This is a genomic window from Naasia sp. SYSU D00057 (assembly GCF_017916505.1).
Classification (GTDB): Bacteria; Actinomycetota; Actinomycetes; order Actinomycetales; family Microbacteriaceae; genus Naasia.
In genome coordinates, this window is the sequence record NZ_JAFMSZ010000006.1 from 117,246 (window position 1) to 142,528 (window position 25,283).

Genomic DNA, 25,283 nt, shown 5'->3' on the forward strand with positions numbered 1-25,283 from the left:
CCCCGGTGGCTCGTCGCGTCCGGGTGGTGTCCGCCCTCGCCCTTGCCGCCGCCCTCGCGCTCGCCGGCTGCGCGGCACAGCAGTACGACCCGGCGATCGCACGCCGGATCATCGCCGAGAAGGACGCTCTCATGACGGCGCTCGACGCGTCGACGGGCGCGGGTCGGGCGGCCTTTCTCGAGGACGTGCGGACGGCCAGCGGACAGCTGCCGGGCCGCTACTGGGACGGCGCCGCCGATCCCGCAGAGCTCGGCCTCGCCGAGGGCGGCACCGCCCTGTACGACCTCGAGGAGGGCGGCGACGAGGCGGCGTTCTCCGTGCTGATCAGCTCGGGTCCCCGCCAGGATCCCGAGGGTGAGGACGGGCGCGCCCCGGTGTACACGTGCTTCCGGATCGAGGTCGCCTTCGCCGACGGGGCCCTGAAGGTGTGGCGGCGGGACGGCTCCACCTCCGAGGACCCCGGCCGGTTCTGCTCGCCCGAGCTCGTCGGAACCCTGGGCGAGGGCGCGGAGGCGGCGCCCGTGGTCGACTTCGACGGCTGAGCGGCGGGGATTCAGTCCTCGACGCGGAGGCCTGCGGTGCGCGCCAGCAGCGGCGCCAGCAGGGAGAGCTGGGCGGAGTCGATCGTCGCGCCGCGGAGCCCGTCGACGCCGGTGATCTCGCGAAGCTCGGTGCCGCGCAGGTCGGTGTCCGACAGCTCGGTGCGCTGCAGCGAGAGCGTGCCGATCGAGCAGCCCGGGAAGGCGGCGCGCCGCACGCGGGCGCCGCCGAGGTCGAGCTCGTCGATGCGGCAGTCCTCGAACACGACGTCGTTGAGCGTGGCGCCGCGCAGGTTGACGAAGCCGAGCTTGCAGCCGCTGATCCGCACCGCCGTGATCCCGGAGTCGTAGAGCTCCGCCGAGCCGATCCGGCCGCCGTCGAGGATCACGTCCCGCCAGGTGGAGCGCGAGCCGCGGAGGACGGGGGCGTCAAGGCGTGCCAGGCGGGTCTCGAGGACGCGAGCGCCGCCCATGCGGAGCTCGCCGGCGCGGATGCCGTCCAGGTCGCACTCGGAGAGCGTCGTGCCGCGGAGATCGGTGTCCGAGAGGTCGACGTCCGCGAACCGCCGGCCCTCGACGGTGCTCTCGCGGAGGTCGAGGTCGTCGCCGTCCTCCAGATCCTCGAGCCGCAACGAGGGGGAGCGGGGCGCACTGAGACGACGACTCACGGATCGACGCTAACCGAGGGCGCGGACGCCGTCCGCCGCCGCGGCGTGGAAACGCCCCTGCCGTAGGCTGGGATGCCGCACCCCTGCAGCAGCCTCCCGGCGTGAGGAATCCCTTGGCCCCCGTTTTCCTGCGACTCAAGCTCCGCCTGCTCGCCAACTCGTTCCGCCGCAGCCCCTGGCAGATCGTCGGCCTCGTGGTCGGGGTGCTGTACGGCTTCGGCGTCGCCGTCTTCGGTGCCGGCGTGTTCGTCGCGCTGCGGGTCGCGGACCCCGAGCTCGCCCGCAACGTCGCCGTCATCGTGGGATCGCTCATCACCCTCGGCTTCCTCGTGGTGCCGCTCGCGTTCGGAGTCGACGACACCCTCGACCCCCGGAAGTTCTCCCTCTTCGGCCTGCCCACGAGGCGGCTCGCGTCGTGGCTCGCGCTCGCCGCCCTGGTCAGCATCCCCGCGCTCGCGCTGACCCTCGTCTCGCTCTCGACCATCGTCACCTGGAGCCGTGATCTCGGCACGTTCGTGCTCGGGCTGCTCTCGGCGCCGCTCACCCTCGCCACCTGCGTGCTCGGCGCCCGCGTCACGACCTCGGTCGCGGCGTTCCTGCTCGCCACCCGCCGCGCGCGCGAGCTGACGGCCGTGATCGGCATCCTCGCCCTGGTGCTGATCTCGCCGGCCGTCGTGGTGCTCACGAACATCGACTGGGCCGCAGACGGCGGCGCGACCGCCCGGGGGATCGCGGACGTCCTCGCCTGGACCCCGCTCGGCGCGGCATGGGCCTTCCCCGCTGACGGCGCCATCGGGGAGTGGGACCTCGCCCTCGTGCACCTCTGGGTCGCCGCCGCCACTCTCGGCCTGCTGTGGCTCGCGTGGCGGGCGCTCGTGGCGTGGATGCTCGTCACGCCGCAGCGCGAGGCGCGGATGAAGGCGTACGGCGGGCTCGGCTGGTTCGACCGCCTGCCGAACACCCCGACCGGCGCGATCGCGGCCCGCAGCTTCACCTACTGGATCCGCGACCCGCGCTACCGGGTCTCGCTGATCGTGATCCCGATCTTCCCGCTGCTGATGATCGTGCCGCTGCTCGTCGTCGGCGTGCCGATCGAGATCCTCGCGCTCATCCCGCTGCCCGTCTTCTGCCTCTTCCTCGGCTGGGCGATGCACAACGACGTCGCCTACGACAACACCGCGATCTGGCTGCACGTCGCGTCGGGCACGAGGGGCCGCGCGGACCGCTGGGGTCGGCTCGCCCCGGCGCTCGCGATCGGCGTCCCGGTGCTCATCGTCGGCGCAGTCGTGAGCGCGGCGGTCCACGGCGACTGGAGCGTGCTCGGCGCCCTCCTCGGGGTCGGCACCGCCCTGCTGCTCGGCGGGATGGGGTTCTCGAGCGTCACCAGCGCCCGCTTCCCGTACCCGGTCGTGCGGCCGGGGGACAGCCCGTTCAGCCACCCGCAGAGCACGGGAGCGACGACCGCGCTCGTCCAGTCGGTCTCGTTCCTGGCGTCGCTGATCATCGCGGGGCCCGCGATCGTGTTCGCCGCGCTCGGCTTCCTCGGCTCGGACGACTGGTTCTGGGCGTCCCTCGCCTCCGGAGTCGTCCTCGGCGTCGCGTCGCTCTGGCTGGGCGTCCTGCTCGGCTCGCGCATCTTCGACCGCCGCGGTCCGGAGCTCCTGAGCGCGGCGCTCGTCAACTAGTCCAGCCCCCAGTCCGAAGGGCGTCCCGGCGTAGACTGCCGCCATGGCACCTGCGGATCCGACCGAGCAGGGTGGCGGCACTTCCACCCTCGATCGTGAGCTCGAAGAGCTTCTCTCCCGCGAGCAGGTCGACGACGGCGACCACGACCGGTTCGCGCACTACGTCCGCAAGGAGAAGATCGTCGAGTCGGCGGTGACGGGCAAGCCGGTCATCGCGCTCTGCGGCAAGGTCTGGGTGCCGGGCCGCGACCCGTCGAAGTTCCCGGTCTGCCCCACCTGCAAGGAGATCTACGAGTCCCTCGCGGACTGAGGTTCGGGGCTGATCGTCAGCGGTAGAGCGTCGGCAGCACCGGGTCGCCGCCGCTGAGGCGGAACGCGTCCGGCGGCAGCTCGGCGCGGACCTCGGCGTGGTGCTCCCGGGCCCGCCGCGTGCCCTCGGCGCCGAGCCACTGCGGGTCCGGCACCCCGTCCTCGACGAGCGTCACCTGCAACAGCCGCTCGTCGTGCTCCTCCGAGTGCGTCGGCGCCGAGCCGTGCTCGTCGACGCGCACCACCTCGGCGGTCGCGATCCCGTCGTCGCCGAGCCGGCGGAACGCGTGCTTGCGGCCGCCGACGCTCGCCTTGTTGCTCGACTTCTTCGCCACCGAGACCCACTCGCCGTCGTCGTCCTTGTGCGCGACGAGCTTGTAGACCATGCCGGCGGCGGGGTAGCCGGACCCGGTGACGACGGAGGTGCCGACCCCGTACGAGTCGACGGGGGAGGCGCTGAGCGACGCGACGCTGTACTCGTCGAGGTCGCTCGTCACCGTGATCTTGGTCGAGGTGGCGCCGAGCGAGTCGAGCAGCTCGCGCACCTCCGCCACCTGGCTGGCCAGGTCGCCGGAGTCGATGCGGACCGCGCCGAGCTCGGGGCCCGCGACCTCGACGGCGAGGCGGACGGCGGTCGGCACGTCGAACGTGTCGACGAGGAGCGTGGTCCCGGTGCCGAGCGCCGCGACCTGCGCCCGGAACGCCTGCTCCTCGCTGTCGTGCAGGAGGGTGAACGCGTGCGCGGCGGTCCCCATCGTCGGCACACCCCAGCTGCGGCCCGCCTCCAGGTTCGAGGTCGCCGAGAAGCCGGTGATCCAGGCGGCGCGCGCGGCGGCGACGGCGGACCGCTCGCCGGTGCGGCGCGAGCCCATCTCGACGACAGGCCGGCTCCCGGCTGCGGAGACGACGCGGGCCGCGGCGGTGGCGACGGCGCTGTCGTAGTTGAGGACGCTGAGCACCACGGTCTCGAGCAGCACCGCCTCAGCGAAGGTGCCCTCCACGACGAGGATCGGCGACCCGGGGAAGTAGTACTCGCCCTCCCGGTAGCCGGTGATGCGGCCGGAGAAGCGGTAGTTGGCGAGCCAGTCGACGGTGCCCGGGTCGACGATCTTCGCGTCGGACAGCCACCGCAACTCGTCGTCGCTCAGCCGGAAGTCGGCCACCGCCTCCAGCACGCGCCCCGTCCCCGCGACCACGCCGTAGCGGCGGCCCCCGGAGAGCCGCCGGCCGAACACCTCGAAGACGCACTCGCGGTCGGCCGTGCCGGCCTGGCGGGCGGCGTCGACCATCGTGTACTCGTACCGGTCGGTGAGAAGCGCCGTGCTGTCGATCACCCGGTCAGCCTACTGACGGCCCGATGAGCCCCGACGTAGGGGTTGCGCGGCCCTCCGTCGCTCCGGCAGAGGCGGCTGCCGGCCGTCGACTCCCGGAACCAGCGCGGAAAGTGCCCCGAACTGGGTACCTCCGCGGGCTAACGCAGCGCCCCGGCCGCTCCCTAGAGTTCCCTCGTACCCTCCGCGCTACCCGGCGTGGAACCCCGCTGACCCACAGCGGTCCCTCCGCCCGAGAGGTCTCCTACCCATGCTCGATTTCAGCCTGCCCGACGCGGACGCCGTCGACGCCGTGGCCGTGCGTCTCAGCGACGCCGGCCTCGAGCTCGTGCCCGCCGGCGTCGCCGCCATGGTGCTCGTCGCGCTCAGCGCCGCACTCGTCATCACCGCCCTGCGCCGTCGCGAGGCGGAGCACGAGCACGCCTCCTCCGACGACGACGAGCTCGCCTTCGTCCGGGCCCGAAGGGTCGACGCCTAGACTGAAGCGATGGCTGACGCACCGATCGGAGTCTTCGATTCGGGCGTCGGCGGGCTCACGGTCGCCCGGGCGATCATCGATCAGCTGCCGAACGAGTCGATCCTCTACGTCGGCGACACCGCGAACGGCCCCTACGGGCCGAAGCCGCTCGCCGCGGTCCGCGAGCACGCCCTCGCGATCATGGACGACCTCGTCGAGCAGGGCGTCAAGATCCTCGTCATCGCCTGCAACACCGCCTCGGCGGCCGTGCTGCGCGATGCACGGGAGCGATTCACCGAGGGGTACGGCATCCCCGTCGTCGAGGTGATCCTGCCCGCCGTCCGCGCCGCCGTGCACCAGACGCGCAACCGCCGCGTGGGCGTCATCGGCACCGTCGCGACCATCACCTCCCGGGCCTACGACGACGCCTTCGCGGCGGCGCCCGACCTCGAGCTGGTCTCTGCGGCCTGCCCGCGCTTCGTCGAGTTCGTCGAGGCCGGCGTCACGACCGGGCCCGAGCTGTTCGCCGCCGCCCGGGACTACCTGGCGCCGCTCCTCGCCGCCGACATCGACACCCTCGTGCTCGGCTGCACGCACTACCCGATGCTGTCCGCCGCCATCCAGTACGTGGTCGGCCCCGACGTGCGGCTGGTGTCGAGCGCGGAGGAGACCGCGCGCGACGTCTACCGCCGCCTCGTCGAGCACGGGATGCTCCGCACCGACGCCGCGCCGCCGACCCGGGTCTTCGAGACGACCGGCGACGACGCGGCCGAGTTCACCCGCCTCGCCCGCCGCTTCCTCGGCCTCGAGGCGCCCATCCTCGAGTCGGTGCTCACCGGCTCGATCCCGCTTCCCCCGAGAGGATCCGCATGACCGGCACCCGCATCGACGGACGCGCCCCCGACGAGCTGCGCGAGGTCACCATCGAGCGCGGCTGGAGCCGCCATGCGGAGGGCTCCGCCCTGATCTCCTTCGGCGGCACCCGGGTGCTCTGCACCGCATCCTTCACCGGCGGCGTGCCGCGCTGGCTGAGCGGCAAGGGCTCCGGCTGGATCACCGCGGAGTACTCGATGCTGCCCCGCTCCACCAACACGCGGAATGACCGCGAGTCGGTGAAGGGCAAGATCGGCGGCCGCACGCACGAGATCTCCCGCCTGATCGGGCGGTCGATGCGCGCGATCATCGACCTCAAGGCGCTCGGCGAGAACACGGTCGTGCTCGACTGCGATGTGCTGCAGGCCGACGGCGGCACCCGCACCGCGGCGATCACCGGCGCCTACGTCGCGCTCGCCGACGCCGTCGAATGGGCCCGCGGCCAGAAGCTGATCGGTCAGAAGGCCCAGCCGCTCGTCGACAGCGTCGCCGCGGTCTCGGTCGGCATCATCGACGGGGAGCCGATGCTCGACCTCGCCTACACCGAGGACGTGCGCGCCGAGACGGACATGAACGTCGTCGCCACGGGCCGCGGCCTGTTCGTCGAGGTGCAGGGCACCGCCGAACGCGCGCCGTTCGACCGCCGCGAGCTCGACTCGCTGCTCGATCTCGCAGTCGCCGGCACCGACCGGCTGGCCGAGATCCAGCGCTCCGTGCTCGCCCCCGCCCCGGTCTCGTGACCGACGGAGCGCCGGTGCGCGTCGTCCTCGCGACGCACAACGACCACAAGGTGCAGGAGCTGCGGCGCATCCTCGGGCCGGACCTCGGCCCGATCGAGCTCGTCGGCTACGACGGACCCGAGCCGGTCGAGGACGGAGAGACGTTCGAGGCGAACGCCCTGATCAAGGCGCGGGCCGCCGCCGCGCACACCGGGCTCCCCGCGATCGCGGACGACTCCGGGATCGCGGTCGACGCGCTGGGCGGCGCCCCCGGCATCCACTCGGCCCGGTACGCCGGCACCCGGAACGACGCCGACAACGTCGCGCTCCTGCTCGAGAACCTCCGCGGCGTGGAGGACCGCGCCGCCCACTTCCTCTGCGCCGCCGCTGCCGTCCTGCCCGACGGCACGGAGCACGTCGTGCTCGCCGACTGGCCGGGCACCGTGCTCGAGCAGCGGGCGGGGGAGGGCGGCTTCGGCTACGACCCGATCTTCCGTCCCGAGGGCCTCGAGGTCTCGTCCGCGGAGCTGACCGCGGAGCAGAAGGACGCCCTCAGCCACCGCCGCCAGGCCTTCAGCGCGCTGCTCCCGTGGCTCCGCGTCCACCTGGGCTGACCGCCGAGTTGCCGAAATCCGCCCTGATTCCCGGCGGTTGGGGGCGGAAAGTGGCATTTCGGCGCACGTTCGCAGGGTGAACGCGGGAGCATACGGGTGACATGGGACACGATCACGACCACAGTTCCGACTCGACGGCCCGGCGCCTCGTCGCCGCGCTGGCGATCGTCGCCGTGTTCCTCGTCGTCGAGGTCGTCGGGGCGGCGCTGTCCGGATCGCTGACACTGCTCGCCGACGCGGGCCACATGGCGTCCGACCTCATCGGGCTCGTCATCGCGCTCGTCGCCTCCGGGGTCGCGGCACGGCCTGCGACGGACCGGTCCACGTTCGGCTACCGGCGGGCCGAGGTGATCGGGGCGCTCCTCAACGGGCTGCTCCTCGCGGCGGTCGCGATCACCGTCGCGGTGCAGGGCGTCGCCCGCCTGGTCGGCGACGGCGACCACGAGGTGCACGGCGTCCCGATGCTCGCAGTCGCCGCCGCGGGCCTGCTCGCCAACATCGCGGCGCTCCTCGTCCTGCAGGGCGGACGCCGGAGCACGATCAACCTCCGCGCCGCATACCTCGAGGTGCTCGGCGACCTGGTGGGATCGGTCGCCGCGATCCTCGCCGCCGCCGTCATCCTGCTGACCGGCTTCGTGCCGGCGGACGCGATCGCGTCCCTGCTCGTGGCCGCGCTGCTCGTGCCCCGCGCGTTCACGCTGCTGCGCGATGTGATGTCGGTGCTCAGTGAGTCGGCCCCGTCGGGGACCGACGTCGCCGCCATCCGGGAGCACATCCTCGGCGCCGAGGGCGTCGTCGACGTCCACGACGTGCACGTGTGGGCGATCACGCACGGGTCGCCCGTCTTCACCGCGCACGTCGTCGTGGCGCCCGAGGTGTTCGGCGGCGGCCACGCCGACCGGCTGCTCGACGAGCTCTCCGACTGCCTCGCCGGCCACTTCGACGTCGCCCACTCGACGTTCCAGCTGGAGCCCGCAGGGCACGCCGAGCACGAGGAGCACCGGCATGCCTGAGCGCGCCACGATCGCAGCCGGGCGCCCTCAGTAGAGTCGCTGCATGAGCACGGCGACGGCGACGGAGGTGCTCCCGCCGCGCGTCCGCCTCTGGACCCTGCTCGGTCCCGCGATCGTCGCCGGAGTCGCCTACCTCGACCCCGGCAACGTGGCCGCCAACATGACGGCGGGCGCGCAGTACGGCTACCTGCTCGTCTGGGTCGTGATCGCCGGCAACACGATGGCCTGGCTCATCCAGTACCTCTCCGCGAAGCTCGGCATCGTCACCGGCCGAAGCCTCCCCGAGAACCTCGGGCAGCGCATCCGCAGCCGCCCCGGCCGGTACGCCTACTGGGTGCAAGCGGAGCTCGTCGCGATGGCGACCGACATCGCCGAGGTGATCGGCGGCGCGATCGCGCTGCAGCTGCTGTTCGGGCTGCCGCTGGTGCTCGGCGGGATCATCACCGGCGTCGTGTCGCTCGCGCTGCTCGCCCTGCAGACGTCGTGGGGGCCGAAGCCGTTCGAGCGCATCATCACCGGGCTCGTCCTCGTCATCGCGATCGGGTTCGGCGCGGGCATCGTCGTCGGACCGCCGGACCCGGCCGCCGCGGTCGCAGGGATCCTGCCCCGCTTCGCCGACAGCGGCTCGGTGCTTCTCGCCGCGTCGATCCTCGGCGCCACCGTGATGCCGCACGCGATCTACGCGCACTCCGCCCTCACCCGCGACCGCTTCGGCGCCGCCTTCACGGCGGGCGACCGGCGGCTCCGGATCCGGGCGACCCGCGTCGACGTGACGATCGCGCTCGCGGTCGCGGGCACGGTCAACGTCGTCATCCTGCTCATCGCCGCCGCGTCGCTGCGCGGAGTCCCGGGAACCGACTCCCTCGAGGGCGCCCACCAGGCGCTCGGTGCGAGCCTCGGCTCGGCCGTCGCGACCCTGTTCGCCGTCGCGCTGCTCGCCTCCGGGCTCGCGTCGAGCTCCGTCGGCGCCTACGCCGGCGCGGAGATCATGCACGGCCTCCTGCGGGTGCAGCTGCCGCTCATCCTCCGGCGCCTCGTCACCCTGGTGCCGGCGCTGGCGCTGCTCGTGATCGGCGTCGACCCGACGCTCGCCCTCGTGCTCAGCCAGGTGGTGCTGTCGTTCGGCATCCCGTTCGCGCTGATCCCGCTCGTGGCGCTGACGAGCCGCCGCTCGGTCATGGGTGACTCGACGAACCGCGTCGGCACCACGGTGCTCGCGATCGTCGCCGCCGTGCTGCTGGTCGCGCTGAACCTCACGCTGCTCTGGCTGCTCGCCACCGGCGGCTGAGCGCGCAGGCGCGGGACTCTGCAGATCGCGGGCCGGATCGGCGCATCCGGGCCTCCTCGGCGGCCCGGAGACGCCGAAGCGGCCCGGCGAGAGCCGGACCGCTTCGGATCGGAGAGCGTGGACTAGCGGCTAGTCCCCGAGCTTCTGGTCGAACTTGTTGGCGTCGAGCACGAGCTCCTCCGGCTTCGGCTCGGCGATGCCGGCCGCGCGGGCCTTCTTCGCCTTGTGCGACGCCTGGAAGTAGTGGAACAGGGTCGGGATGAGGGTCAGCACGACGGCGCCGATGAGGATGACGTCGATGTACTCGCGCACGAAGCCGGCGACCGGAGGGATGTAGCCGAGCAGGTAGCCGAACGTCGTGAGGCCGACGCCCCAGATCAGCGCGCCGATCAGGTTGTAGAGCGAGTACTTCTTGTAGTTCATGTGGCCGACGCCCGCGGCGACCGGGGCGAAGGTGCGCACGATCGGCACGAAGCGGGCGAGGATGACGGCGAGGCCGCCGAAGCGCTCGAAGAACCGGTTGGTGCGGCGCACGTTCTCGACGCTGAAGATGCCGGTCTCCTTGCGCTCGAACACCTTCGGCCCGGCCTTGTGCCCGATCAGGTAGCCCACTTCACCGCCGAGGAACGCCGCGAGCCCGATCGCGAGGGCCACCCACCAGATGTCGATGCGGATGCCGCCCTCGCTCGCGAGGTCGTGCATGCCGTAGAAGGTGAGCAGGCCGGTGATGACGAGGAGTGTGTCGCCGGGCAGCAGGAAGCCGATGAGCAGACCGGTCTCGGCGAACACGATGAGGCAGACGCCGAGGAGGGCGAACGCGCCGAAGCTCGTGATGAGGGTGTCGGGGTCGAGCCAGGGGATGAGGGCGGTGTGCACGGGGCTCCTGACGGGGCCGCGGGGACGCGGCAGAACGGCGGTCAGTGGGTCGCCCTCAGGCTAGCCGTGGATCTCCCAAGAATGGGGAGATTGGCGGAGGTCACGCAGACTTGCAATGCGGATGCAAGGGGTTGCCCCGATTTCCCGGGCGTTCAGGTGACGGTGCGGAAGGTGGGACTTGAACCCACACGCTCGAAAGCACAGGAACCTAAATCCTGCGTGTCTGCCAGTTTCACCACTCCCGCGAGCGCGTTCAGTGTATCCGCGACGCACGAGGCGGCCGGATCGGCCGGAGGTGGGGACGGCGGGCCGCAAGCCCCTGCGCGGCGGTTCCGTCGTCGCTAGCTTGTAGTCATGTCGGCGACGTCGAAGGCAGAGCAGGGAGCCGGGCGGCTCCGTTCGAGCACGTGGTTCCGGAACGGCGCGCGCGCCGGATACGCGGTGGCGGGACTCCTCCACATCCTCATCGGGGTGCTCGCGATCAGCGTGGCGACCGGAGGCGGCGGCTCCGCCGACCAGACCGGCGCGCTCGCGGCGATCGCGCAGAACCCGGCGGGCGCGTTCCTGCTGTGGGTGGTCGTCATCGGCCTGTTCGCCCTGGGGCTCTGGCAGATCCTCGAAGCCGCGACGGTGCAGGAGAGCGACCCGAAGAAGCGCACGGGCGCCCGCCTGAAGGAGGCCGGCAAGGCCGTCGCCTACCTCGCGATCGGGGTGACCGCCCTCCGCTACGCGATGGGCGGCGGCGGAAGCAGCGAGCAGAGCACCGAGAACGCCACCGCCGGCCTGCTCGGCAGCCCGTGGGGCATCGCGCTCCTGCTCATCGTGGCGCTCGCGGCCATCGGGATCGGGGTCGCGTTCATCTGGTCCGGCGTCAAGAAGAAGTTCCTCGAGAACGTCGCTCCGCCGAGCGGCACCGCTCGACGCGTGACGGAGATCCTCGGCCAGGTCGGCTACATCGCCAAGGGGATCGCCGTCGTGGTGATCGGCATCCTGTTCGCGGCCGCCGTCTTCACCGCCGACCCGAACCGCGCGGGCGGGCTGGACGGAGCGCTGAAGGCGCTCGCCGCTCTGCCGTTCGGCGTGGTCATCCTCATCGTCATCGGGCTCGGCTTCATCGCGTACGGGCTGTTCTTCTTCGTCCGCGCCTGGCGGCCGAAGCTCTGACGGGGCGAAGCGCACCCGGATGGCCTGCGACCGGGGCTTCCGATGCCCCGCAAGCCCCAATGCTCCCGGACGCGCCGCTCTAGCCTGAGCGGGTGGCGCACGGGACCTCGGCCGCCGAGCGAGGCGCGGGCCGTCTCCGCCAGAGCTCGTGGTTCCGAGTGGGAGCGCGGGCCGGCTTCGCCGCCGCGGTACTGCTGCACATCCTCGTCGGCGGCCTCGCCATCTCTGCCGTGACGGGTGGCCCGCGCGAGGCGGACCAGAGCGGCGCCCTCGCCACCCTCGCCACCAACCCGGCCGGCGTCCTCCTCCTCTGGGGAATCGTGGCCGGGCTGTTCGGGGTCGGACTGTGGCAGCTCCTCGAGGCGGCTACGGTGACCGAGGTCGACCCGAAGAAGCGCTGGGCGCTGCGGTTGCAGGAGGCGTCGGTCGCCGTGCCGTACGTCGCCGTCGGGGTGACGGCCCTCCGCTACGCGACCGGCACCGGCGGCAGCACCGAGAACAGCACCGAGGGCGCGACCGCGGGCCTGATGGGAACACCGCTCGGCACCGCCCTCCTGCTGCTCGCCGCCGCCGTGGCCATCGCGGTGGGGATCGGGTTCCTCTACTCGGGCTGAGGAAGCGGTTCCTCGACACGATCGAGCCGCCGAGCGGCGCGCTGGGCCGGGTGGTCTCCCTGCTGGGACGGGTCGGCTACCTGGCGAAGGGGTTGGCGATCATCGTCATCGGCGTCCTCTTCGCCGTCGCCGTCTTCACCGCGGACGCCGACTGGGCGGGTGGCTTCGACGGGGCCGTGAAGGCGATCGTGTCCCTGCCATTCGGGCTCGCCATCCTCCTCGTCGTGGCGCTCGGCTTCATCGCCTACGGCCTCTTCCTGCTGGTCCGCGCCTGGCGCCCGAGACTCTGAGGAGGCATCCCCGGCGCGTTCCGGCGCCATGCGAAACCGATCCGCGTGCGCTCGGACGAATGCCCGTAGACAGCTTCACCTCCCCACCCGATCATGTGTCCATCCACGGATGTACGACGAAGGGAGCCGACATGACCCGCCGAGGCTTGCTGTCCGTCCTGGCGCTCGCCGCCCTGTCGGTGCTCTCGGTTCCCGCGCCGGCTTCTGCCGCAGTCGGCGAGAGCGCGACAGGATCGATCACCGTTCCGGCCGGTTGGGGCGGTCATTGCAACACCGGAGCGGATGCGTCTGTCGAGTTCTCGGCTGTCAGCACAGGTTCCGCCACTGCGACCGGATCCTTCACGGTCACCTGCCCTCCCGAACCGGACGGGGAGCGCGGCTACACGTTCACTGCCACCGTCACCTGTCTGCACGTGTGGGAAGACTCTTGGTTCCACGAGTCGCGTCCGAGAGGCGAGGCCGCGTCGATCGGCGGAACGGTGACCTCGACCACACAGCCCGCGTTCTCGGTCGGGAGCGAGTTGCAGTTCACGACCTTCGACGGTGCTGCGAGTGGAACGAGCGACCGGTTCAGCGTTTTGTACGCCGGGAACACGTGCAACGCGAACAACAATTGGCCGGAGTACGAAATCGTTTCAGGAGATGTCGCCGTCGTCGACGTGGACGTCACTCAGTGCTCCGACGGTCTGGACAACGATGGCGACACGCTGGTCGACTACCCGGCGGACCCTGGCTGCGAGTCCTCCGCGGACACCACCGAGTTTCCCGAGCCACCGGTCCTGGCCCAGTGCTCGGATGGCCTCGACAATGACGGCGACAGCTTCACCGATTACCCGGCGGACCCTGGCTGCGTGTCCTCGACCGACACGACTGAATCACCGGATCCTCAACCTCCCCGCCCCACGTCCAAGGAAGACTGCGCGAACGGTGGGCATGTCCAGTTCGGCTTCAAGAACCAGGGCGCCTGCACCTCGTCCCTGAGGGGGAAGAACGCTTAGCGGCGCGGCCTGAGCTGCTATCGATTCTGGTCCTGTGGACAACGGCGGCGGGACCTCCGCCGCCCTGCCGACACTGTGGCCATGCCGAGCGCCGTCGGGACCATCACCGAACGGGTCCGCGCTCGCGTCCGGCGCGAGGGCGTCGACCTCGCCTCCGACCGGGGCCTCGCCGCCCGCTACGTGCACGAGGAGGTGCAGCGGTACGCCGAGCGCGCCCTGGGCGGCACCGAGACACCGCTCGCTGACGAGCCGACCACCGAGTCGGCGGTCCTCGCCTCGCTGACCGGGTTCGGTGCGCTGCAGCCGCTGCTCGACGACGACGAGGTCGAGGAGATCTGGATCAACAGCCCGAGCCGCGTCTTCGCCGCCCGCGAGGGTCGGCCGGAGCTCACATCGGTCGTGCTCTCCGAGGGCGAGGTGCGCGACCTCGTCGAGCGGATGCTGATCCACTCCGGCCGCCGGCTCGACCTGTCGTCGCCGTTCGTCGACGCGTCGCTGCCGGACGGCTCCCGGCTCCACGTGGTCATCCCCGACGTCACCTCGCGGCACTGGGCGGTCAACATCCGCAAGTTCTCGCGGCGGCCGCGGGACCTCGCCCGCCTCGTCGCGCTCGGCGCCCTCGACCGGCGGAGCGCGGAGTTCCTCCGCCTCGCCGTGCTCGCCGGCCTCAACATCCTCGTCTCCGGCGCCACCCAGGCGGGCAAGACGACGCTGCTCGGCGCGCTGCTGTCCGCAGCGCGGCCCGCCGAGCGGATCGTCACCGTCGAGGAGACGTTCGAGCTCGCGCCGGCTGCCCGCGACGTGGTGGCGATGCAGTGCCGCCAGCCGAGCCTCGAGGGCACCGGCGAGATCACCCTCCGGCGGCTCGTGAAGGAGGCGCTGCGGATGCGCCCGAACCGCCTCGTCGTCGGCGAGGTGCGCGAGGCGGAGGCGCTCGACCTGCTCATCGCGCTCAACAGCGGCGTGCCCGGCATGTGCACCCTGCACGCGAACGGCCCGGACGACGCCCTCCGCAAGCTGTGCACCCTGCCGCTGCTGGCCGGCCGCAACATCGACGCGTCGTTCGTCGTGCCGACGGTCGCGTCCACCATCGATCTCGTCGTGCACTGCCGGATGCTGCCGGACGGGCGCCGCAAGGTCGCGTCGATCGCGGAGCCGGCTCCGTTCGACGGAGGCGCCCTCTCGGCCGTCGACCTCCTCGCGCTCGACCACGACGAGCTGCGCCGGACGGGCGCCCGTCCGGTGCGGCTCGACAAGTACCGGGCCGCCAGCCTCGACCCGCTTCCGCTCCTCGGTGCGGGCGGATGAGGATCGCGCTCGGGGTCGCGCTGGCGGTCGGCCTGCTGCTCGTCGCCTCTCCGTGGCTGTGGCCGCGCCGCGAGCGGAAGCCGCGTTCGACGGCATCGCCCCTCGCCGACCGACTGGCCCGCGCAGGCTTGAGCGGCATCCCCGTCCGTACCCTCGTCGCCGTGTCCGTGCTCGCCGCCGCGGCGGTCGGCGGTCTCGCCCTCGCCGTCACCGCGGTGCCCGGCCTCGGTCTCGCGGGTGCGGCGGCCGGGGCCGCTGCCCCGGGAGCGGTCATCGCCTCGCGCGCCGCGGCCGCCCGCCGGGCCGCACGGGCGGCATGGCCCGATCTGATCGACCATCTCGTCGCCGCGCTCCGGTCCGGCGTGCCCATGCCGGACGCGGTCGCCGGACTGTCCGCCACCGGTCCCGCGGCGTTCCGGGATGCGTTCGCCGCGTTCGGCACCGGATACCGGTCCACCGGCAACTTCGACCTGTGCGTCGATCGGCTCAAGGAGCAGCTCGCCGACCCCGTGGCCGACCGCCTGCTCGAGACCCTCCGGATGGCCCGCGAGGTCGGCGGCACCGAGCTGCCCTCGGTCCTGCGGGCGCTCGGCGGGCATCTGCGCCAGGAGGCGGCGGCCCGCGGCGAGCTGGAGGCGCGCCAGGGCTGGGTTCGGGGCGCCGCCAAGCTCGGCGTCGCCGCGCCGTGGGCGGTGCTCGCGCTGCTGAGCACGCGCGAGGAGGCGGCCGCCGCCTACGCGACGCCGTCCGGCATCACCCTGCTCGCCGGCGCGCTGGTCGTGTCCGCCGTCGCCTACCGGCTGATGCTCGCCGCCGGTCGGCTCCCGGAGGAGCGGCGGTGGTTCCGGTGACCGCGGTCGGCTGGGCGCTGCTGTTCGGCGCCACGCTCGGGCTCGGTCTCTGGACCCTCGTCGCGCGTGCTCCGCGGCTGTCGGCGCCGCGCCTCGCGGAGCGACTGGCGGCCCAGCTCGTCGACATCTCCGCCGAGGCTCGCCGCGTCGTCGGGCGCCGTGCCTCGGACCCACTGCCGCTGCTCGGCCGGCTCGGCGCGCCGCTGCTCGCCGGCGCCCGCGGCGCCCTCGACCGTGCGCTCGGCGGACGGGAGACCATCGAGTGGCGGCTCCGTGCGGCGGGCCTGACCGCGAGCGTCGATTCGCACCGGACCGCCCAGCTGCTCTCGCTGCTGGTCGGCGCCGCGGCGGGGACGCTCGGCGCGGTGCTGCTGCCGGGGGCGCCGGCGGCGCGCATCGCCCTGCCGCTGCTCGGCGCGGGGACGGGGCTGCTGCTCTGCGATCATCTGCTCGCCCGCCGGGCCCGGTGTCGCCTGGAGCGCATGCGGGAGGAGCTGCCGACCGTGCTCGAGTTCCTGATGCTCGCGCTCGCGGCGGGGGAGGCGCTGCCCGACGCTCTGCGCCGCGTCACGCGGATCGGATCGGGGGAAGTGGCGCGCGAGCTCTCGGCCGCGATGGCGGAGGTGCGCACCGGCGTGCCGCTCGCGGTGGCCCTGTCGACGCTGGCGCGCGAGCTGCGCCTGCCGCCCCTCACGCGAGCGCTCGATCATCTCGTCGCCGCGCTCGAGCGGGGCGCCCCGCTCGTCGACGTGCTGCGGGCGCAGGCGGAGGACTGCCGGAACGAGGCGAAGCGCGACCTGCTCGAGGTGGCGGGCCGCAAGGAGATCGTGATGCTCGTCCCGCTGGTGTTCCTCATCCTGCCGACGACGGTCGTGATCGCCGTGTTCCCGGGGCTGCTGGCGCTGCAGACCGGCTTCTGACGTCCGTCTGGAAGGCCTTGCTGGCGACGATCGAGACGGCGCAAACGTTGGGTGGCGGGGGAGTGCGTTGAGGGTCACACTCGTCTCATGAACCGCGATCGCGCAGTCACAGCACTCGGTGCCGCACTCTTCGGCAGCGCGCTCGTTGTCGCAGTCAGCGGTTGCGCCGGCAGCGCCGGGCAGTCCGCCGCCGGAGCAGGAGGCATCGACGCCCCGGGTGCCATCCCGGCGGCGGACCGCCCTGCACCTGGACCTGTCGTCGGCCAGGGCACTGTGCTGCAGAAGGACGGTGAAGAGGTGGTGTTCTGCCTCGGCGCCGTGATGGAGTCGTACCCGCCGCAGTGCGACGGTCCCGAGATATCCGGGTGGGATTGGGCCGAGGTGGAGGGCGCCGAGTCCGCCTCCGGGGTCACCTGGGGCACCTACGCCGTGCAGGGCACCTGGGATGGCACCGTGTTCACGGTGACGCACCCTCCGATCATGCTCGCGCTGTACGACCCGATGCCGGTCATGGATCCGTTCCAGGACCCAGCCAACGCCGGAGCGTCGACCGACGAGGAGCTGGCAAGCCTGCAGGAGGAACTGCACAACGACGATGTCGTGGAGGCGCTCTCCTCGTGGCCCGAGAACGGCTACCTGTTCGTACACGTGATCTACGACGACGGATCAGCGCAGGCCTACTTCGACGAACGCTACGGCAAGGATGTCGTGCAGGTCCGTTCGGCTCTTCGCGACCTCGAAGAGTAGGGACCGCCGGGTTCTAGGCCGCGCCCATCCGCTCGCGGAAGCCCTGCTGGTTCACGCGGTTGCCGCAGCGCACGCTGCAGAAGCGCCTCGACCCGTTGCGGGACAGGTCGAGCAGGAGGCCGCCGCAGTCGTCCGCGGCGCACACGCGCATCCGGGCGGTCGCGTCGGCGCGGACGACCTCGGCCAGGGCGAGCGCGCCCTCGGCGCGGATGCGGTCGGCGAGCGGCGCGTCGGGCTCGGTGGCGTGCAGGTGCCAGTCGAAGTCGTCGTGACGGACGAGGAACGGCAGCGCGCGCACGTCGCGCAGCCACCGGTTGATCTCGCCGACGAGCTCGTCGCGGCGGAGCGACCACATCGCCCGCAGCTCGTCGCGGGCCCGCAGCACGTCCGCCAGCTCGGCGTCGTCGCGGTCGAAGCGGCCGGTGTAGCCGTGCGCGTCGAGCAGAGCGGTCAGCTCCGCGGGCGTCGAGAGCTCGTCCGCGCCGCTGCGGGAGGCGCCGGGAGCCGTGTTCGCGAGCGCGACGAGGAAGGAGACGGCATCCTCGCTGTCAGGGGTCAAATGCAATTTGAGTCCTTACGTCCCGGCTCGCTAGCGTCATGAGCGTAATCGACTTTCGCTCCTGACAGGAATCTCCGTGGCTTCGAACTCCCTCCCCACCGGGCTCGCCGTCGGCGTGCTGGCCTCGCTCGCCTTCGGCACCTCCGGGGCGCTCGTGAAGCCGCTCATGGAGGCGGGCTGGAGTCCGGCCGCCGCGGTCACCGTCCGCGCGGGGATCGCCGGGCTTCTCCTGGTGCCGTTCGCCCTGGCGGCGATGCGCGGCAGGTGGCGCTCCGCCTGGCAGGGGCGCTGGCGCATCCTCGGCATGGCGCTCATCGGCGTCGCCGGCACGCAGCTGGTGTACTTCGCCGCGATCCAGCGGATCCCGGTCTCGTCCGGGCTGCTCATCGAGTACCTCGCGCCGCTGCTGCTCGTCGCCGGCGTCGCCGTCGGCACGCGGCGGATCCCGCGGGGGACCGTCCTCGTCGGCTCCGCGGTCGCGGTCGCGGGGCTCGTGCTCATCATCGGACCGGTGGGAGGCGGCGATGTGCTCGGCTACCTGTTCGCCGGGCTGGCCGCGGTCGGCTGCGCCCTCTACTACGTGATCGCGGCGCGGCCGGCGCACGGGCTGCCGCCGGTCGTGTTCGCGTGCGGCGGCCTCCTGATCGGCTCCCTCGCGCTTCTCCTCGTCGGAGTCGTCGGGCTGGTGCCGTTCGAGTTCGCCCTCGTCGAGGTCGACGCCCTCGGGGGAGTCGTGCCGTGGTGGGTGCCCCTGCTGCTGCTCGCCGGGACGACGGCCGTCGGCTACGCGACCAGCATCACGGCGTCCCAGTGGCTCGGCTCACGGCTCATGTCGTTCGTCGGGATGCTCGAGGTCGTCTTCGCGTCGGTGTTCGCCTGGGTGCTGCTCGGTGAGGCGCTCGGCCCGCTGCAGCTGCTCGGCGGCGTGCTGATCCTCGCCGGCATCGCGTTCGTGCAGGCGGAGAAGCGGATGGATGTGCCGGTCGAGCCGGTGCCCGCCGCCGTCGACCCGGCCCCGGCCGCGTCGCGATAGTCGCGGAACGAACGAACCGCCGGGCTCCCATGGGGGAGAGCCCGGCGGTCCGTGGTCGATCGGCGGAAGGTCAGCCCTTCTTGCCGTTGCCGGTGGTCGCCTCGGCGACCTCGGTGTCCTCGGCGGGCGCCTCCGCGGCCTTGTCCTTGTTCGAGTGGGCGGCCTCGCGGACGAGCTTGCCGTGCTCACCCGGCGCCGTCTTCGTGTGCGCGGCCTCCTGAACGGCCTGGGCGTGCGCCGGCGCGTTCTCGTTGACCTTCACCTCGTCGGTGGCGGGCTCCTCGGCGACGGGCTCCTCGGCGACGGGCTCCTCGGCGACGGGCTCCTCCGCGACGGGCTCCTCGGCGACCGGCTCCTCCACCGGGATCTCGTCGGTTCCGGTCTCGTCGGTCGGCTCCTCGGCGACCTCGCCGGTGGTGTCCTCGACGGGCTCCTCGTCGCCGACGACGGTGGTGACGGCCTCGTCGAAGGTCGTCTGGATCGCCGGCGGCAGGACGTGCGCGGCACCCGCGCCGACGGTGGCGACCGCGGCGCCCGTGGCGCCGAGAACGATCTTGGTGGCGAGCCCCAGGCCCGCGAACCAGCTGAAGAACATGCGTACTCTCCCCTTCGCCGGGGCCGCCTCGAGGACGGGCACCTGGCGCGTTGCGTCAGCCGGCAGACCCCCCGCCGGCTCCGAGATCCAGGTCGCTCGTTCGAGGTCCAGGCGAGCCGCCAGCTCGGCCGACGGCCGAGGCGGGGCTTCGAAGGAGGTCAGGCGGAGCGCGTCGACGACGGCCGCGACGGACTCCAGGTCCGCGCGTCCGCTCGGCGTGCGGCCCTGCAGGAGGGCCGTCACCTCGTCGTCCGTGATCCGCTGCTTCCTCATCTCACCTCTCGCTATCGCGCGACGGGCGCGCAGGGGTACGGGTATCCGACAATCTCTTCCGCAGCGCTTCGAGGCCCCGCCGCTGCAGGGCCTTCACCGCACCCGGGCGCTTGCCCACGATGGCCGCGATCTCGTCGATCGTGAGGTCGCCGACGATGCGGAGGACGAGCACGTCGCGCTGGTCCGGCGCGAGGGAGTCGAGGAGGCGGCGCGTCTCGGCGTCGCCGATCCGGTCGAGCGCCTCGTGCTCGGCGCTGTCCGCGCTGCGCGGGTCGTGCTCGTCGACCCACTCGATGCTTGGGCCGCGGCGGCTGCGCTTGCGCAGGTCGTCGACGAGGCGGCGGTAGGCGACGGTGAACACGAACGAGCGGAACTGGTCCGGCCCGCCCTCGAAGCGCGGCAGCTGCTCGAAGACGGCGAGGAACACCTCGCTCGTCAGGTCCTCCGGCTCGTCGGCGCCGCGGGAGCGCAGGAAGGCGAGGACGGCCGGCGAGAGCTCCAGCCAGAGGTCGGTCAGCGCCCAGGCGGCGCCGACGCGCGCGGCGGCGAACGTGCTCGCGAAAGCGTCGCTCGCGGTCCCCGCCCCGGCCCCGTTCATCCGGAGCAGTATCGGGGGCTCCTGCCGGGCGAGGCGGGGAGGCGCGCGCAGGAGGGAGAGAACGGGCCGCGTCCCGGGTCTACGCGGCCCGTCGGCTCAGAGGCGGACGCCCGCCAGGGGAGCGGGCTCGGCGGCGGCGGTCTCGGCAGGCCGCCGCCGCACGAGGCTCGCGATGCCGAGCACGATCACGCCGGCGATGACCAGCGAGTTGACGATCAGCAGCGCGAGGTAGACGCCGCCCGGGAAGCCGGGGAAGCGGTCCGGGTTCGCGTACTCGCCGATCGTCGCCGCCGTGAAGAGGACGGACAGGGCGACGAGCAGCACGGTGCCGATGACGCCGACGATGCGCTTCCGGCTCGCGAGCAGCAGGAACACGGCGAACGCGATCATCAGCGCGAGCGGCGGCGCGAGGGCGGTGCCCTTCGTCAGGAACTCCTCGGCCACGAGCGCCGGCGTCGCATCCGCGGGGGCGGTCGGCCGATCGCCGAACGCGACCTGGGCCGGCAGGGCGAACGCGATCGACAGCAGGGCGTCGACGACCTGGAGGACGAGGCTGAGGAGTGCGACGGAGAGGAACAGCCTCTTCGGGTTCACGGTGGGCCTTTCTGATCTCGCCGAGGCGCCGGCGCGGGTGGACGCCGGAACGACCGGCTGAGCAGGACGGTACCGACGGGCACCGGCCCTGATCCCGGACCGCTCGGGCCGGCAACGTCCCTGCAATGCCCGCGGGTCGTCCGCAGCGCCTGCTGCAACGGCGGCGTCAGGCGGACGGCACCGGCCGCACGGCCGACGAGCCGAGCACGGCCCCGCCGGCGTCGAGCGCCTGCACCTGCACCGCGCGGGCGTCCGGCACCTCGATGCGGGTCTCGAAGCCGGTGCGCGGCCCGGAGCCGGCCTCCGTCAGCGCGCCGGCGTCGGCGCCCGCCAGGACGCGCCAGCGGGCGACCTCGGTGGCGCCGTTCCAGCTCGCGTACACCTCGAGCCTGTCCCCGGAGCGGCGAACCCCCACGTCGGGCGGGGTCGCGGGGCGGCCCACCCACTCGTGCTTCCAGACCCGGTAGGAGCCTCGGCCGAGGTCCCGCAGCTCGAACACCGCCTCGCCGTCCGGGTCGAACTCGGTGGCGACCGGCTCCGTGCCCCAGCCCACGACGGCGGACCCGTCGGCGAGGACGTGCAGGTTGCCCATCGCGTAGCCGAAACGCTCCTCGTGCCGGAGCGCCTCGGCGACCGTCGCGGTGCGGGCGTCCTCGTCGACGTCGAGGATGAGGCCCGCCGAGACGCCGTCGGAGCCGGACTTGCCGTGGTTGTCGAAGAGGCTGATGCGACCGTCCGGGCGCCGGCGGGCGTCGTGCTGCCAGGAGAACCCGGCGGCCTCCTCGACGTCGTAGTCGCTGCGCCGCCCGCCCAGGCGCCACAGGACCTCGCCGGTCGCCTTGTCGACGCGGTACACGGCGGAGGTGTGGCGGGCCGAGACGAGAAGGGCGTCGCCGTCGTCCTCGACCGAGTTGAGGTGGACGGGGTCGAAGGGGGCGCCCGCAGAGCTGCCGTCGGCGCCCTTGCCGAGCGTCTGGTAGCTCTCGTCCAGGTCGACGTGGTCGAGCGCCTCCCAGTCGAGGAGCACGGCGCCGGTCGCGATGTCGATCTCCTGCACGCGCCCGCCGAGCACGTGCCCCTCCTCGGGGCCGTCGAGGGCGGTGAGGTCGGCGAGGGCGGGCGGATAGCCGATGAGGAGCGCCGTGCCCCGCGCGGTCAGAGCGAACTCGTGCAGGTCGGCGATCACCCCGCCACCGGTGCGCACGGTCGCGATCGGGCGGTACGCGTCGTCGAGGATCGTCGCCGACCCGATCCCGTGCCCCTCGTAGACGCGGCCCGACCAGTAGGTGAGCACCGGCCGTCCCTGGAACTGCTGCACGCGCAGGTCCGTGGCGGCGAGCCCGGTCGGCTCGATCCAGACGGGCTCGCCCGCCGAGTCGTAGACGACCGCGTTGAACGCCTCCGTGCGGGGCGTGGTGAAGAGGTAGCCGGGAGCCGGCGTGGCGCCGGAGCGGGTCCAGACCGTGACGGCGGGAGCGGTGAGGGCGGTGCTGACGAAGCGCCGGAGCTCGGGAGGGGAGGGCTCCTCCGCGGCCGGCGTGGGGGAGGCGCTGCCGGCCCGCGCGGTGTCCGGAGGCCGCGTCACGGCGGTCGCGACGGCCGCGGCTCCTCCTGCGCCGACCACCGCGCCGGCGGCCAGCGCGAGCAGATCGCGCCGGGAGATCCGTCTGTCGCCCTCGACCACGAGGCGACCGTAGCAATTGGAGGCGCGGAAAGTCAGGGGTGCGAGCGAACCCGATGAGTGTCGGTCCGCCCGCCGCTACTCGCCCTCGTACTGGAAGACCTGCTCGAGGGGGGCGCCGAAGACGTGCGCGATGCGGAACGCCATCTCGAGGGAGGGGGAGTAGCGTCCGGCCTCGATGGCGATCACCGTCTGCCGGGTCACGCCGATGCGGGCCGCCAGGTCGGCCTGCGTCATCTCTCCGTTCGCGAACCGGAGCGCGCGGATGGAGTTGGTGACGCGGGTCGGCTTCACCATTCCTGGAAGCCCCGGCGATACGCGACGATGCGCGCGATGGAGGAGAGGATCGCGGAGAGCACGAACGCCAGGTAGACGGCGTTGGCGATCCAGAAGGACGCGACGTCGAGGATCGCGAGCAGCAGTGCGACGACCGCGCCGAGCACCACGAAGCCGTGGCCGACGTACTCGCCGAACCGGTGGATCTCCCGGTCGCGCTCGTCCTTCGGGGTGCGGGTCTTCGGGGAGCCGGCCGCGAGCACCATGCCGCTCAGGATGCCCGCCACGATGGCCCCGCCGACGCTCCAGAGCAGCGGCTCGGCGTAGTCGGTGGCCTCGATCGGGCTGGCGAGCCGGGGGAGCACGAGGGCGAGGTACACGCCGTACCCGAGCACGGCGATGACGCCGTAGGCCCAGGTCCTCTTCTCCTCGAAGCTCATGCGGTCCTCCTGGTGGGTGCGGTCGAGAGTGTCGGTCACGGATGTCAATGTAAAGCCTCTTGCACACCGTGTCAAAGATTGTTTACTCTGACGGCGTCCGCCCCGAAGAGAAAGCAGCCGCCATGTCCGCCCTTCCCGCCTCCGTCCCCGTCGTTCCGAGTGCAGTGCCCGCTCGGATGCGGTCCGTCGTCCACGAGCGCTTCGGCGTCGACCCCGAGTCCGTGCTGGCGACTGGGCAGCGCGACGTCCCCGTGCCGGGGAAGGGCGAGGTCCTCGTCCGGGTCGCCGCCGCCAGCGTCGACCGGGGCACCTGGCATGTGATGGCCGGCCTGCCCTACCCGGTCCGGCTGGCCGGCTTCGGTCTCCGCCGCCCCCGGTATGCGAACCCCGGCAGGAGCCTCGCCGGCACCGTCGTCGCGGTCGGCGCCGGAGTCTCCGACTTCCGACTGGGCGACCCGGTGTTCGGCACCGGCGCCTCCGCTCTCGCCGAGTACGCGGTGGCCCGCGCCGGGCGGCTCGCGCGGATGCCCGCCGGCCTCGACCCGGTGCAGGCCGCGGCGGTGCCGGTGTCGGGCCTCACCGCCCTTCAGGCGGTCCGCGACCACGCGCGGATCCAGGCCGGCGAGCGGGTGCTCGTGCTCGGCGCCTCGGGCGGCGTCGGGGTCTTCGCCGTCCAGCTCGCGAAGGCCGCCGGCGCCACCGTGACGGCCGTCTGCAGCGGCGCGAAGGCCGGCGCCGTCCTGGCCCTCGGCGCCGACAGGGTGCTCGACTACGCGGTCGACGAGATCGGAGAGGACGGCCGGTACGACGTCATCCTCGACATCGCCGGCAACCGGCCCCTCCGGATGCTGCGCCGCGCCCTCGCCCCGGACGGGCGCCTCGTTCTCGTCGGCGGTGAGACCGACGGGCGGCTGCTCGGCGGCACCGACCGCCAGCTGCGGGCACAGCTCGCGAACCTCGTCACCCGGCAGCGCCTCGGCACCTTCCTCGCCTCCGAGAACGCGGCCGACCTCGCCGAGCTGGCGAAGCTGCTCGAGGCGGGCACGCTGACCGCGCCGGTGTCGCACGTGCTCCCGCTCGAGCGCGCCGCGGAGGCGGTGCGTGTCCTGCTCGACGGGAGGGCCGTCGGCAAGGTGGTGGTCGCCGTCCGCTGACGCTGGCGGGATGTCGGAGGTGCGCCCTATCGTGCCGCCCATGGACGTGCTGCTCATCCCCGGCTTCTGGCTCGACGCGAGCTCCTGGGAGCAGGTGACCCCGCCGCTCGTCGCCGCCGGCCACACCGTGCACCCGCTGACCCTGCCGGGGCTCGAATCCCCCGGCGAGGACCGCCGCCAGATCGGCTTCGCCGAGCACGTGGCGGCGGTCGTCGCGGCGATCGACGCCCTGCCCGGGCGGGTCGCCCTGGTCGGCCACTCCGGAGGAGGAACCATCGCCGGCGCGGCGGTCGACGCCCGTCCGGATCGGGTCGAGCACGTCGTCTACGTCGACTCCGGTCCCCTCAACGACGGCGCCGCCATCAACGACGGCCTCCCCGCCGTAGACGGCGAAATCCCCCTGCCGGACTGGACGGCGTTCGACGAGTCCGAGCTCGCCGGCCTCGACGAGGAGCTGCGGCAGCGGTTCCGCGACCGCGCCATCCCCGAGCCCGCCCGCGTCGCGAGCGACCCCGTCACCCTCAGCGACGAGCGGCGCCTCGACGTGCCCGCCACGGTCATCTCGAGCACCATGCCGACGGCGGTGCTCGAGGAGCTGATGGAGAAGGGGCACCCGTACGTCGCCGAGCTCGCCCGGGTCCGCCGCCGCGCGATCGTCGAGCTCCCGACCGGGCACTGGCCGCAGTTCTCGCGCCCGCAGGAGCTCGGCGAGGCGATCGTCGCGGCGCTCGCCGACCCGCCCCGCTGACGGCCCTCGCATCCTCGGCGGATTCCCGGACACCGTCCCCGCCGCCCGGCCAGACTGGAGCGACTGGC

Annotated in this window: 30 protein-coding genes and 1 tRNA gene; 20 read left to right on the top strand and 11 right to left on the bottom strand. The window is 72.9% G+C overall.

Annotation, left to right across the window (positions count from 1 at the left end):
• The first annotated feature begins 5 nt into the window (after positions 1-5).
• On the top strand, positions 6-542 hold the full coding sequence (locus J3P36_RS15645) for a hypothetical protein (protein WP_210509177.1): 537 nt from the start codon (positions 6-8) through the stop codon (positions 540-542).
• A gap of 11 nt (positions 543-553) precedes the next feature.
• Here the strand turns inward: J3P36_RS15645 and J3P36_RS15650 are convergent, their stop codons facing one another.
• Positions 554-1,207 (bottom strand): pentapeptide repeat-containing protein, encoded by a 654-nt coding sequence (locus tag J3P36_RS15650; protein WP_210509178.1) that lies wholly within the window; start codon positions 1,205-1,207, stop codon positions 554-556.
• Positions 1,208-1,320: 113 nt separating this feature from the next.
• On the opposite strand from J3P36_RS15650, the gene J3P36_RS15655 reads away from it, so the two are divergent.
• Together J3P36_RS15655 and J3P36_RS15660 are read left to right on the top strand one after the other, a co-directional pair.
• Positions 1,321-2,892, top strand: a complete 1,572-nt coding sequence (locus tag J3P36_RS15655) for a hypothetical protein (RefSeq protein ID WP_210509179.1) — start codon at positions 1,321-1,323, stop codon at positions 2,890-2,892.
• 43 nt (positions 2,893-2,935) lie between these two features.
• On the top strand, positions 2,936-3,202 hold the full coding sequence (locus tag J3P36_RS15660; RefSeq protein ID WP_210509180.1) for a DUF3039 domain-containing protein: 267 nt from the start codon (positions 2,936-2,938) through the stop codon (positions 3,200-3,202).
• A gap of 16 nt (positions 3,203-3,218) precedes the next feature.
• Here the strand turns inward: J3P36_RS15660 and J3P36_RS15665 are convergent, their stop codons facing one another.
• Entirely contained in the window at positions 3,219-4,535 is a 1,317-nt protein-coding gene (locus J3P36_RS15665) for a nicotinate phosphoribosyltransferase (RefSeq protein ID WP_210509181.1), read from the bottom strand.
• Between the two features lie 247 nt (positions 4,536-4,782).
• On the opposite strand from J3P36_RS15665, the gene J3P36_RS15670 reads away from it, so the two are divergent.
• The 6 genes from J3P36_RS15670 (at position 4,783) to J3P36_RS15695 (ending at position 9,496) form a co-directional block, all read left to right on the top strand.
• On the top strand, positions 4,783-5,010 hold the full coding sequence (locus J3P36_RS15670; RefSeq protein ID WP_210509182.1) for a hypothetical protein: 228 nt from the start codon (positions 4,783-4,785) through the stop codon (positions 5,008-5,010).
• 9 nt (positions 5,011-5,019) lie between these two features.
• Positions 5,020-5,862 (top strand): glutamate racemase, encoded by an 843-nt coding sequence (gene murI / locus J3P36_RS15675; RefSeq protein ID WP_210509183.1) that lies wholly within the window; start codon positions 5,020-5,022, stop codon positions 5,860-5,862.
• Positions 5,859-6,602 (top strand): ribonuclease PH, encoded by a 744-nt coding sequence (rph, locus tag J3P36_RS15680; RefSeq protein ID WP_210509184.1) that lies wholly within the window; start codon positions 5,859-5,861, stop codon positions 6,600-6,602. The genes murI and rph overlap by 4 nt, the downstream gene beginning before the upstream one ends.
• A gap of 14 nt (positions 6,603-6,616) precedes the next feature.
• Complete coding sequence (rdgB, locus tag J3P36_RS15685; RefSeq protein WP_210509185.1) at positions 6,617-7,195, top strand: RdgB/HAM1 family non-canonical purine NTP pyrophosphatase; 579 nt, start codon at positions 6,617-6,619, stop codon at positions 7,193-7,195.
• A gap of 101 nt (positions 7,196-7,296) precedes the next feature.
• Positions 7,297-8,208, top strand: coding sequence for a cation diffusion facilitator family transporter (locus J3P36_RS15690; protein WP_210509186.1), 912 nt, complete (start codon positions 7,297-7,299; stop codon positions 8,206-8,208).
• 43 nt (positions 8,209-8,251) lie between these two features.
• Complete coding sequence (locus tag J3P36_RS15695; RefSeq protein WP_210509187.1) at positions 8,252-9,496, top strand: Nramp family divalent metal transporter; 1,245 nt, start codon at positions 8,252-8,254, stop codon at positions 9,494-9,496.
• A 129-nt stretch (positions 9,497-9,625) separates the two neighbouring features.
• On the opposite strand, the gene J3P36_RS15700 is transcribed toward J3P36_RS15695, so the two are convergent.
• Positions 9,626-10,372, bottom strand: a complete 747-nt coding sequence (locus tag J3P36_RS15700; RefSeq protein ID WP_210509188.1) for a DedA family protein — start codon at positions 10,370-10,372, stop codon at positions 9,626-9,628.
• 163 nt (positions 10,373-10,535) lie between these two features.
• Positions 10,536-10,617, bottom strand: a tRNA-Leu gene (locus tag J3P36_RS15705).
• A gap of 109 nt (positions 10,618-10,726) precedes the next feature.
• On the opposite strand from J3P36_RS15705, the gene J3P36_RS15710 reads away from it, so the two are divergent.
• The 8 genes from J3P36_RS15710 (at position 10,727) to J3P36_RS15745 (ending at position 17,264) form a co-directional block, all read left to right on the top strand.
• On the top strand, positions 10,727-11,536 hold the full coding sequence (locus J3P36_RS15710; protein WP_210509189.1) for a DUF1206 domain-containing protein: 810 nt from the start codon (positions 10,727-10,729) through the stop codon (positions 11,534-11,536).
• A 92-nt stretch (positions 11,537-11,628) separates the two neighbouring features.
• The gene (locus J3P36_RS16880; protein ID WP_210509190.1) at positions 11,629-12,150 is read left to right on the top strand and encodes a DUF1206 domain-containing protein; all 522 of its coding nucleotides are present in this window, start codon (positions 11,629-11,631) and stop codon (positions 12,148-12,150) included.
• Positions 12,151-12,200: 50 nt separating this feature from the next.
• Positions 12,201-12,440 carry a DUF1206 domain-containing protein gene (locus J3P36_RS15720; RefSeq protein ID WP_210509191.1) on the top strand — a complete coding sequence of 80 codons (240 nt, stop codon included), beginning with the start codon at positions 12,201-12,203 and terminating at the stop codon, positions 12,438-12,440.
• 131 nt (positions 12,441-12,571) lie between these two features.
• Positions 12,572-13,438 carry a hypothetical protein gene (locus J3P36_RS15725; protein ID WP_210509192.1) on the top strand — a complete coding sequence of 289 codons (867 nt, stop codon included), beginning with the start codon at positions 12,572-12,574 and terminating at the stop codon, positions 13,436-13,438.
• Between the two features lie 81 nt (positions 13,439-13,519).
• On the top strand, positions 13,520-14,746 hold the full coding sequence (locus J3P36_RS15730; RefSeq protein WP_210509193.1) for a CpaF family protein: 1,227 nt from the start codon (positions 13,520-13,522) through the stop codon (positions 14,744-14,746).
• Positions 14,743-15,597, top strand: a complete 855-nt coding sequence (locus tag J3P36_RS15735) for a type II secretion system F family protein (RefSeq protein WP_210509194.1) — start codon at positions 14,743-14,745, stop codon at positions 15,595-15,597. Before J3P36_RS15730 ends, J3P36_RS15735 begins: the two co-directional genes overlap by 4 nt.
• Positions 15,585-16,517: a type II secretion system F family protein gene (locus J3P36_RS15740; protein WP_307807134.1), complete on the top strand. Its 933-nt coding sequence runs from the start codon at positions 15,585-15,587 to the stop codon at positions 16,515-16,517. Before J3P36_RS15735 ends, J3P36_RS15740 begins: the two co-directional genes overlap by 13 nt.
• 87 nt (positions 16,518-16,604) lie before the next feature.
• The gene (locus J3P36_RS15745) at positions 16,605-17,264 is read left to right on the top strand and encodes a hypothetical protein (RefSeq protein WP_210509195.1); all 660 of its coding nucleotides are present in this window, start codon (positions 16,605-16,607) and stop codon (positions 17,262-17,264) included.
• 13 nt (positions 17,265-17,277) lie between these two features.
• Here the strand turns inward: J3P36_RS15745 and J3P36_RS15750 are convergent, their stop codons facing one another.
• Positions 17,278-17,829, bottom strand: coding sequence for a CGNR zinc finger domain-containing protein (locus tag J3P36_RS15750; RefSeq protein ID WP_210509196.1), 552 nt, complete (start codon positions 17,827-17,829; stop codon positions 17,278-17,280).
• A 70-nt stretch (positions 17,830-17,899) separates the two neighbouring features.
• Here J3P36_RS15750 and J3P36_RS15755 point away from each other — a divergent pair, with 70 nt between their 5' ends.
• Complete coding sequence (locus tag J3P36_RS15755) at positions 17,900-18,856, top strand: DMT family transporter (protein ID WP_307807135.1); 957 nt, start codon at positions 17,900-17,902, stop codon at positions 18,854-18,856.
• A gap of 70 nt (positions 18,857-18,926) precedes the next feature.
• On the opposite strand, the gene J3P36_RS15760 is transcribed toward J3P36_RS15755, so the two are convergent.
• The 6 genes from J3P36_RS15760 to J3P36_RS15785 form a co-directional block, all read right to left on the bottom strand.
• On the bottom strand, positions 18,927-19,724 hold the full coding sequence (locus tag J3P36_RS15760) for a hypothetical protein (protein WP_210509197.1): 798 nt from the start codon (positions 19,722-19,724) through the stop codon (positions 18,927-18,929).
• A gap of 1 nt (position 19,725) precedes the next feature.
• Positions 19,726-20,322 (bottom strand): RNA polymerase sigma factor, encoded by a 597-nt coding sequence (locus tag J3P36_RS15765; protein WP_210509198.1) that lies wholly within the window; start codon positions 20,320-20,322, stop codon positions 19,726-19,728.
• A 96-nt stretch (positions 20,323-20,418) separates the two neighbouring features.
• Complete coding sequence (locus J3P36_RS15770; protein ID WP_210509199.1) at positions 20,419-20,916, bottom strand: hypothetical protein; 498 nt, start codon at positions 20,914-20,916, stop codon at positions 20,419-20,421.
• Between the two features lie 166 nt (positions 20,917-21,082).
• The gene (locus tag J3P36_RS15775) at positions 21,083-22,600 is read right to left on the bottom strand and encodes an arylsulfotransferase family protein (RefSeq protein ID WP_210509200.1); all 1,518 of its coding nucleotides are present in this window, start codon (positions 22,598-22,600) and stop codon (positions 21,083-21,085) included.
• A gap of 75 nt (positions 22,601-22,675) precedes the next feature.
• Positions 22,676-22,894, bottom strand: coding sequence for a helix-turn-helix transcriptional regulator (locus tag J3P36_RS15780; protein ID WP_210509201.1), 219 nt, complete (start codon positions 22,892-22,894; stop codon positions 22,676-22,678).
• Entirely contained in the window at positions 22,888-23,352 is a 465-nt protein-coding gene (locus J3P36_RS15785) for a hypothetical protein (RefSeq protein WP_307807136.1), read from the bottom strand. The genes J3P36_RS15780 and J3P36_RS15785 overlap by 7 nt, the downstream gene beginning before the upstream one ends.
• Positions 23,353-23,435: 83 nt before the next feature.
• Here J3P36_RS15785 and J3P36_RS15790 point away from each other — a divergent pair, with 83 nt between their 5' ends.
• Together J3P36_RS15790 and J3P36_RS15795 are read left to right on the top strand one after the other, a co-directional pair.
• Complete coding sequence (locus J3P36_RS15790; RefSeq protein WP_246854877.1) at positions 23,436-24,467, top strand: NAD(P)-dependent alcohol dehydrogenase; 1,032 nt, start codon at positions 23,436-23,438, stop codon at positions 24,465-24,467.
• A 40-nt stretch (positions 24,468-24,507) separates the two neighbouring features.
• Complete coding sequence (locus tag J3P36_RS15795; protein ID WP_210509202.1) at positions 24,508-25,215, top strand: alpha/beta fold hydrolase; 708 nt, start codon at positions 24,508-24,510, stop codon at positions 25,213-25,215.
• Positions 25,216-25,283 lie beyond the last annotated feature (68 nt).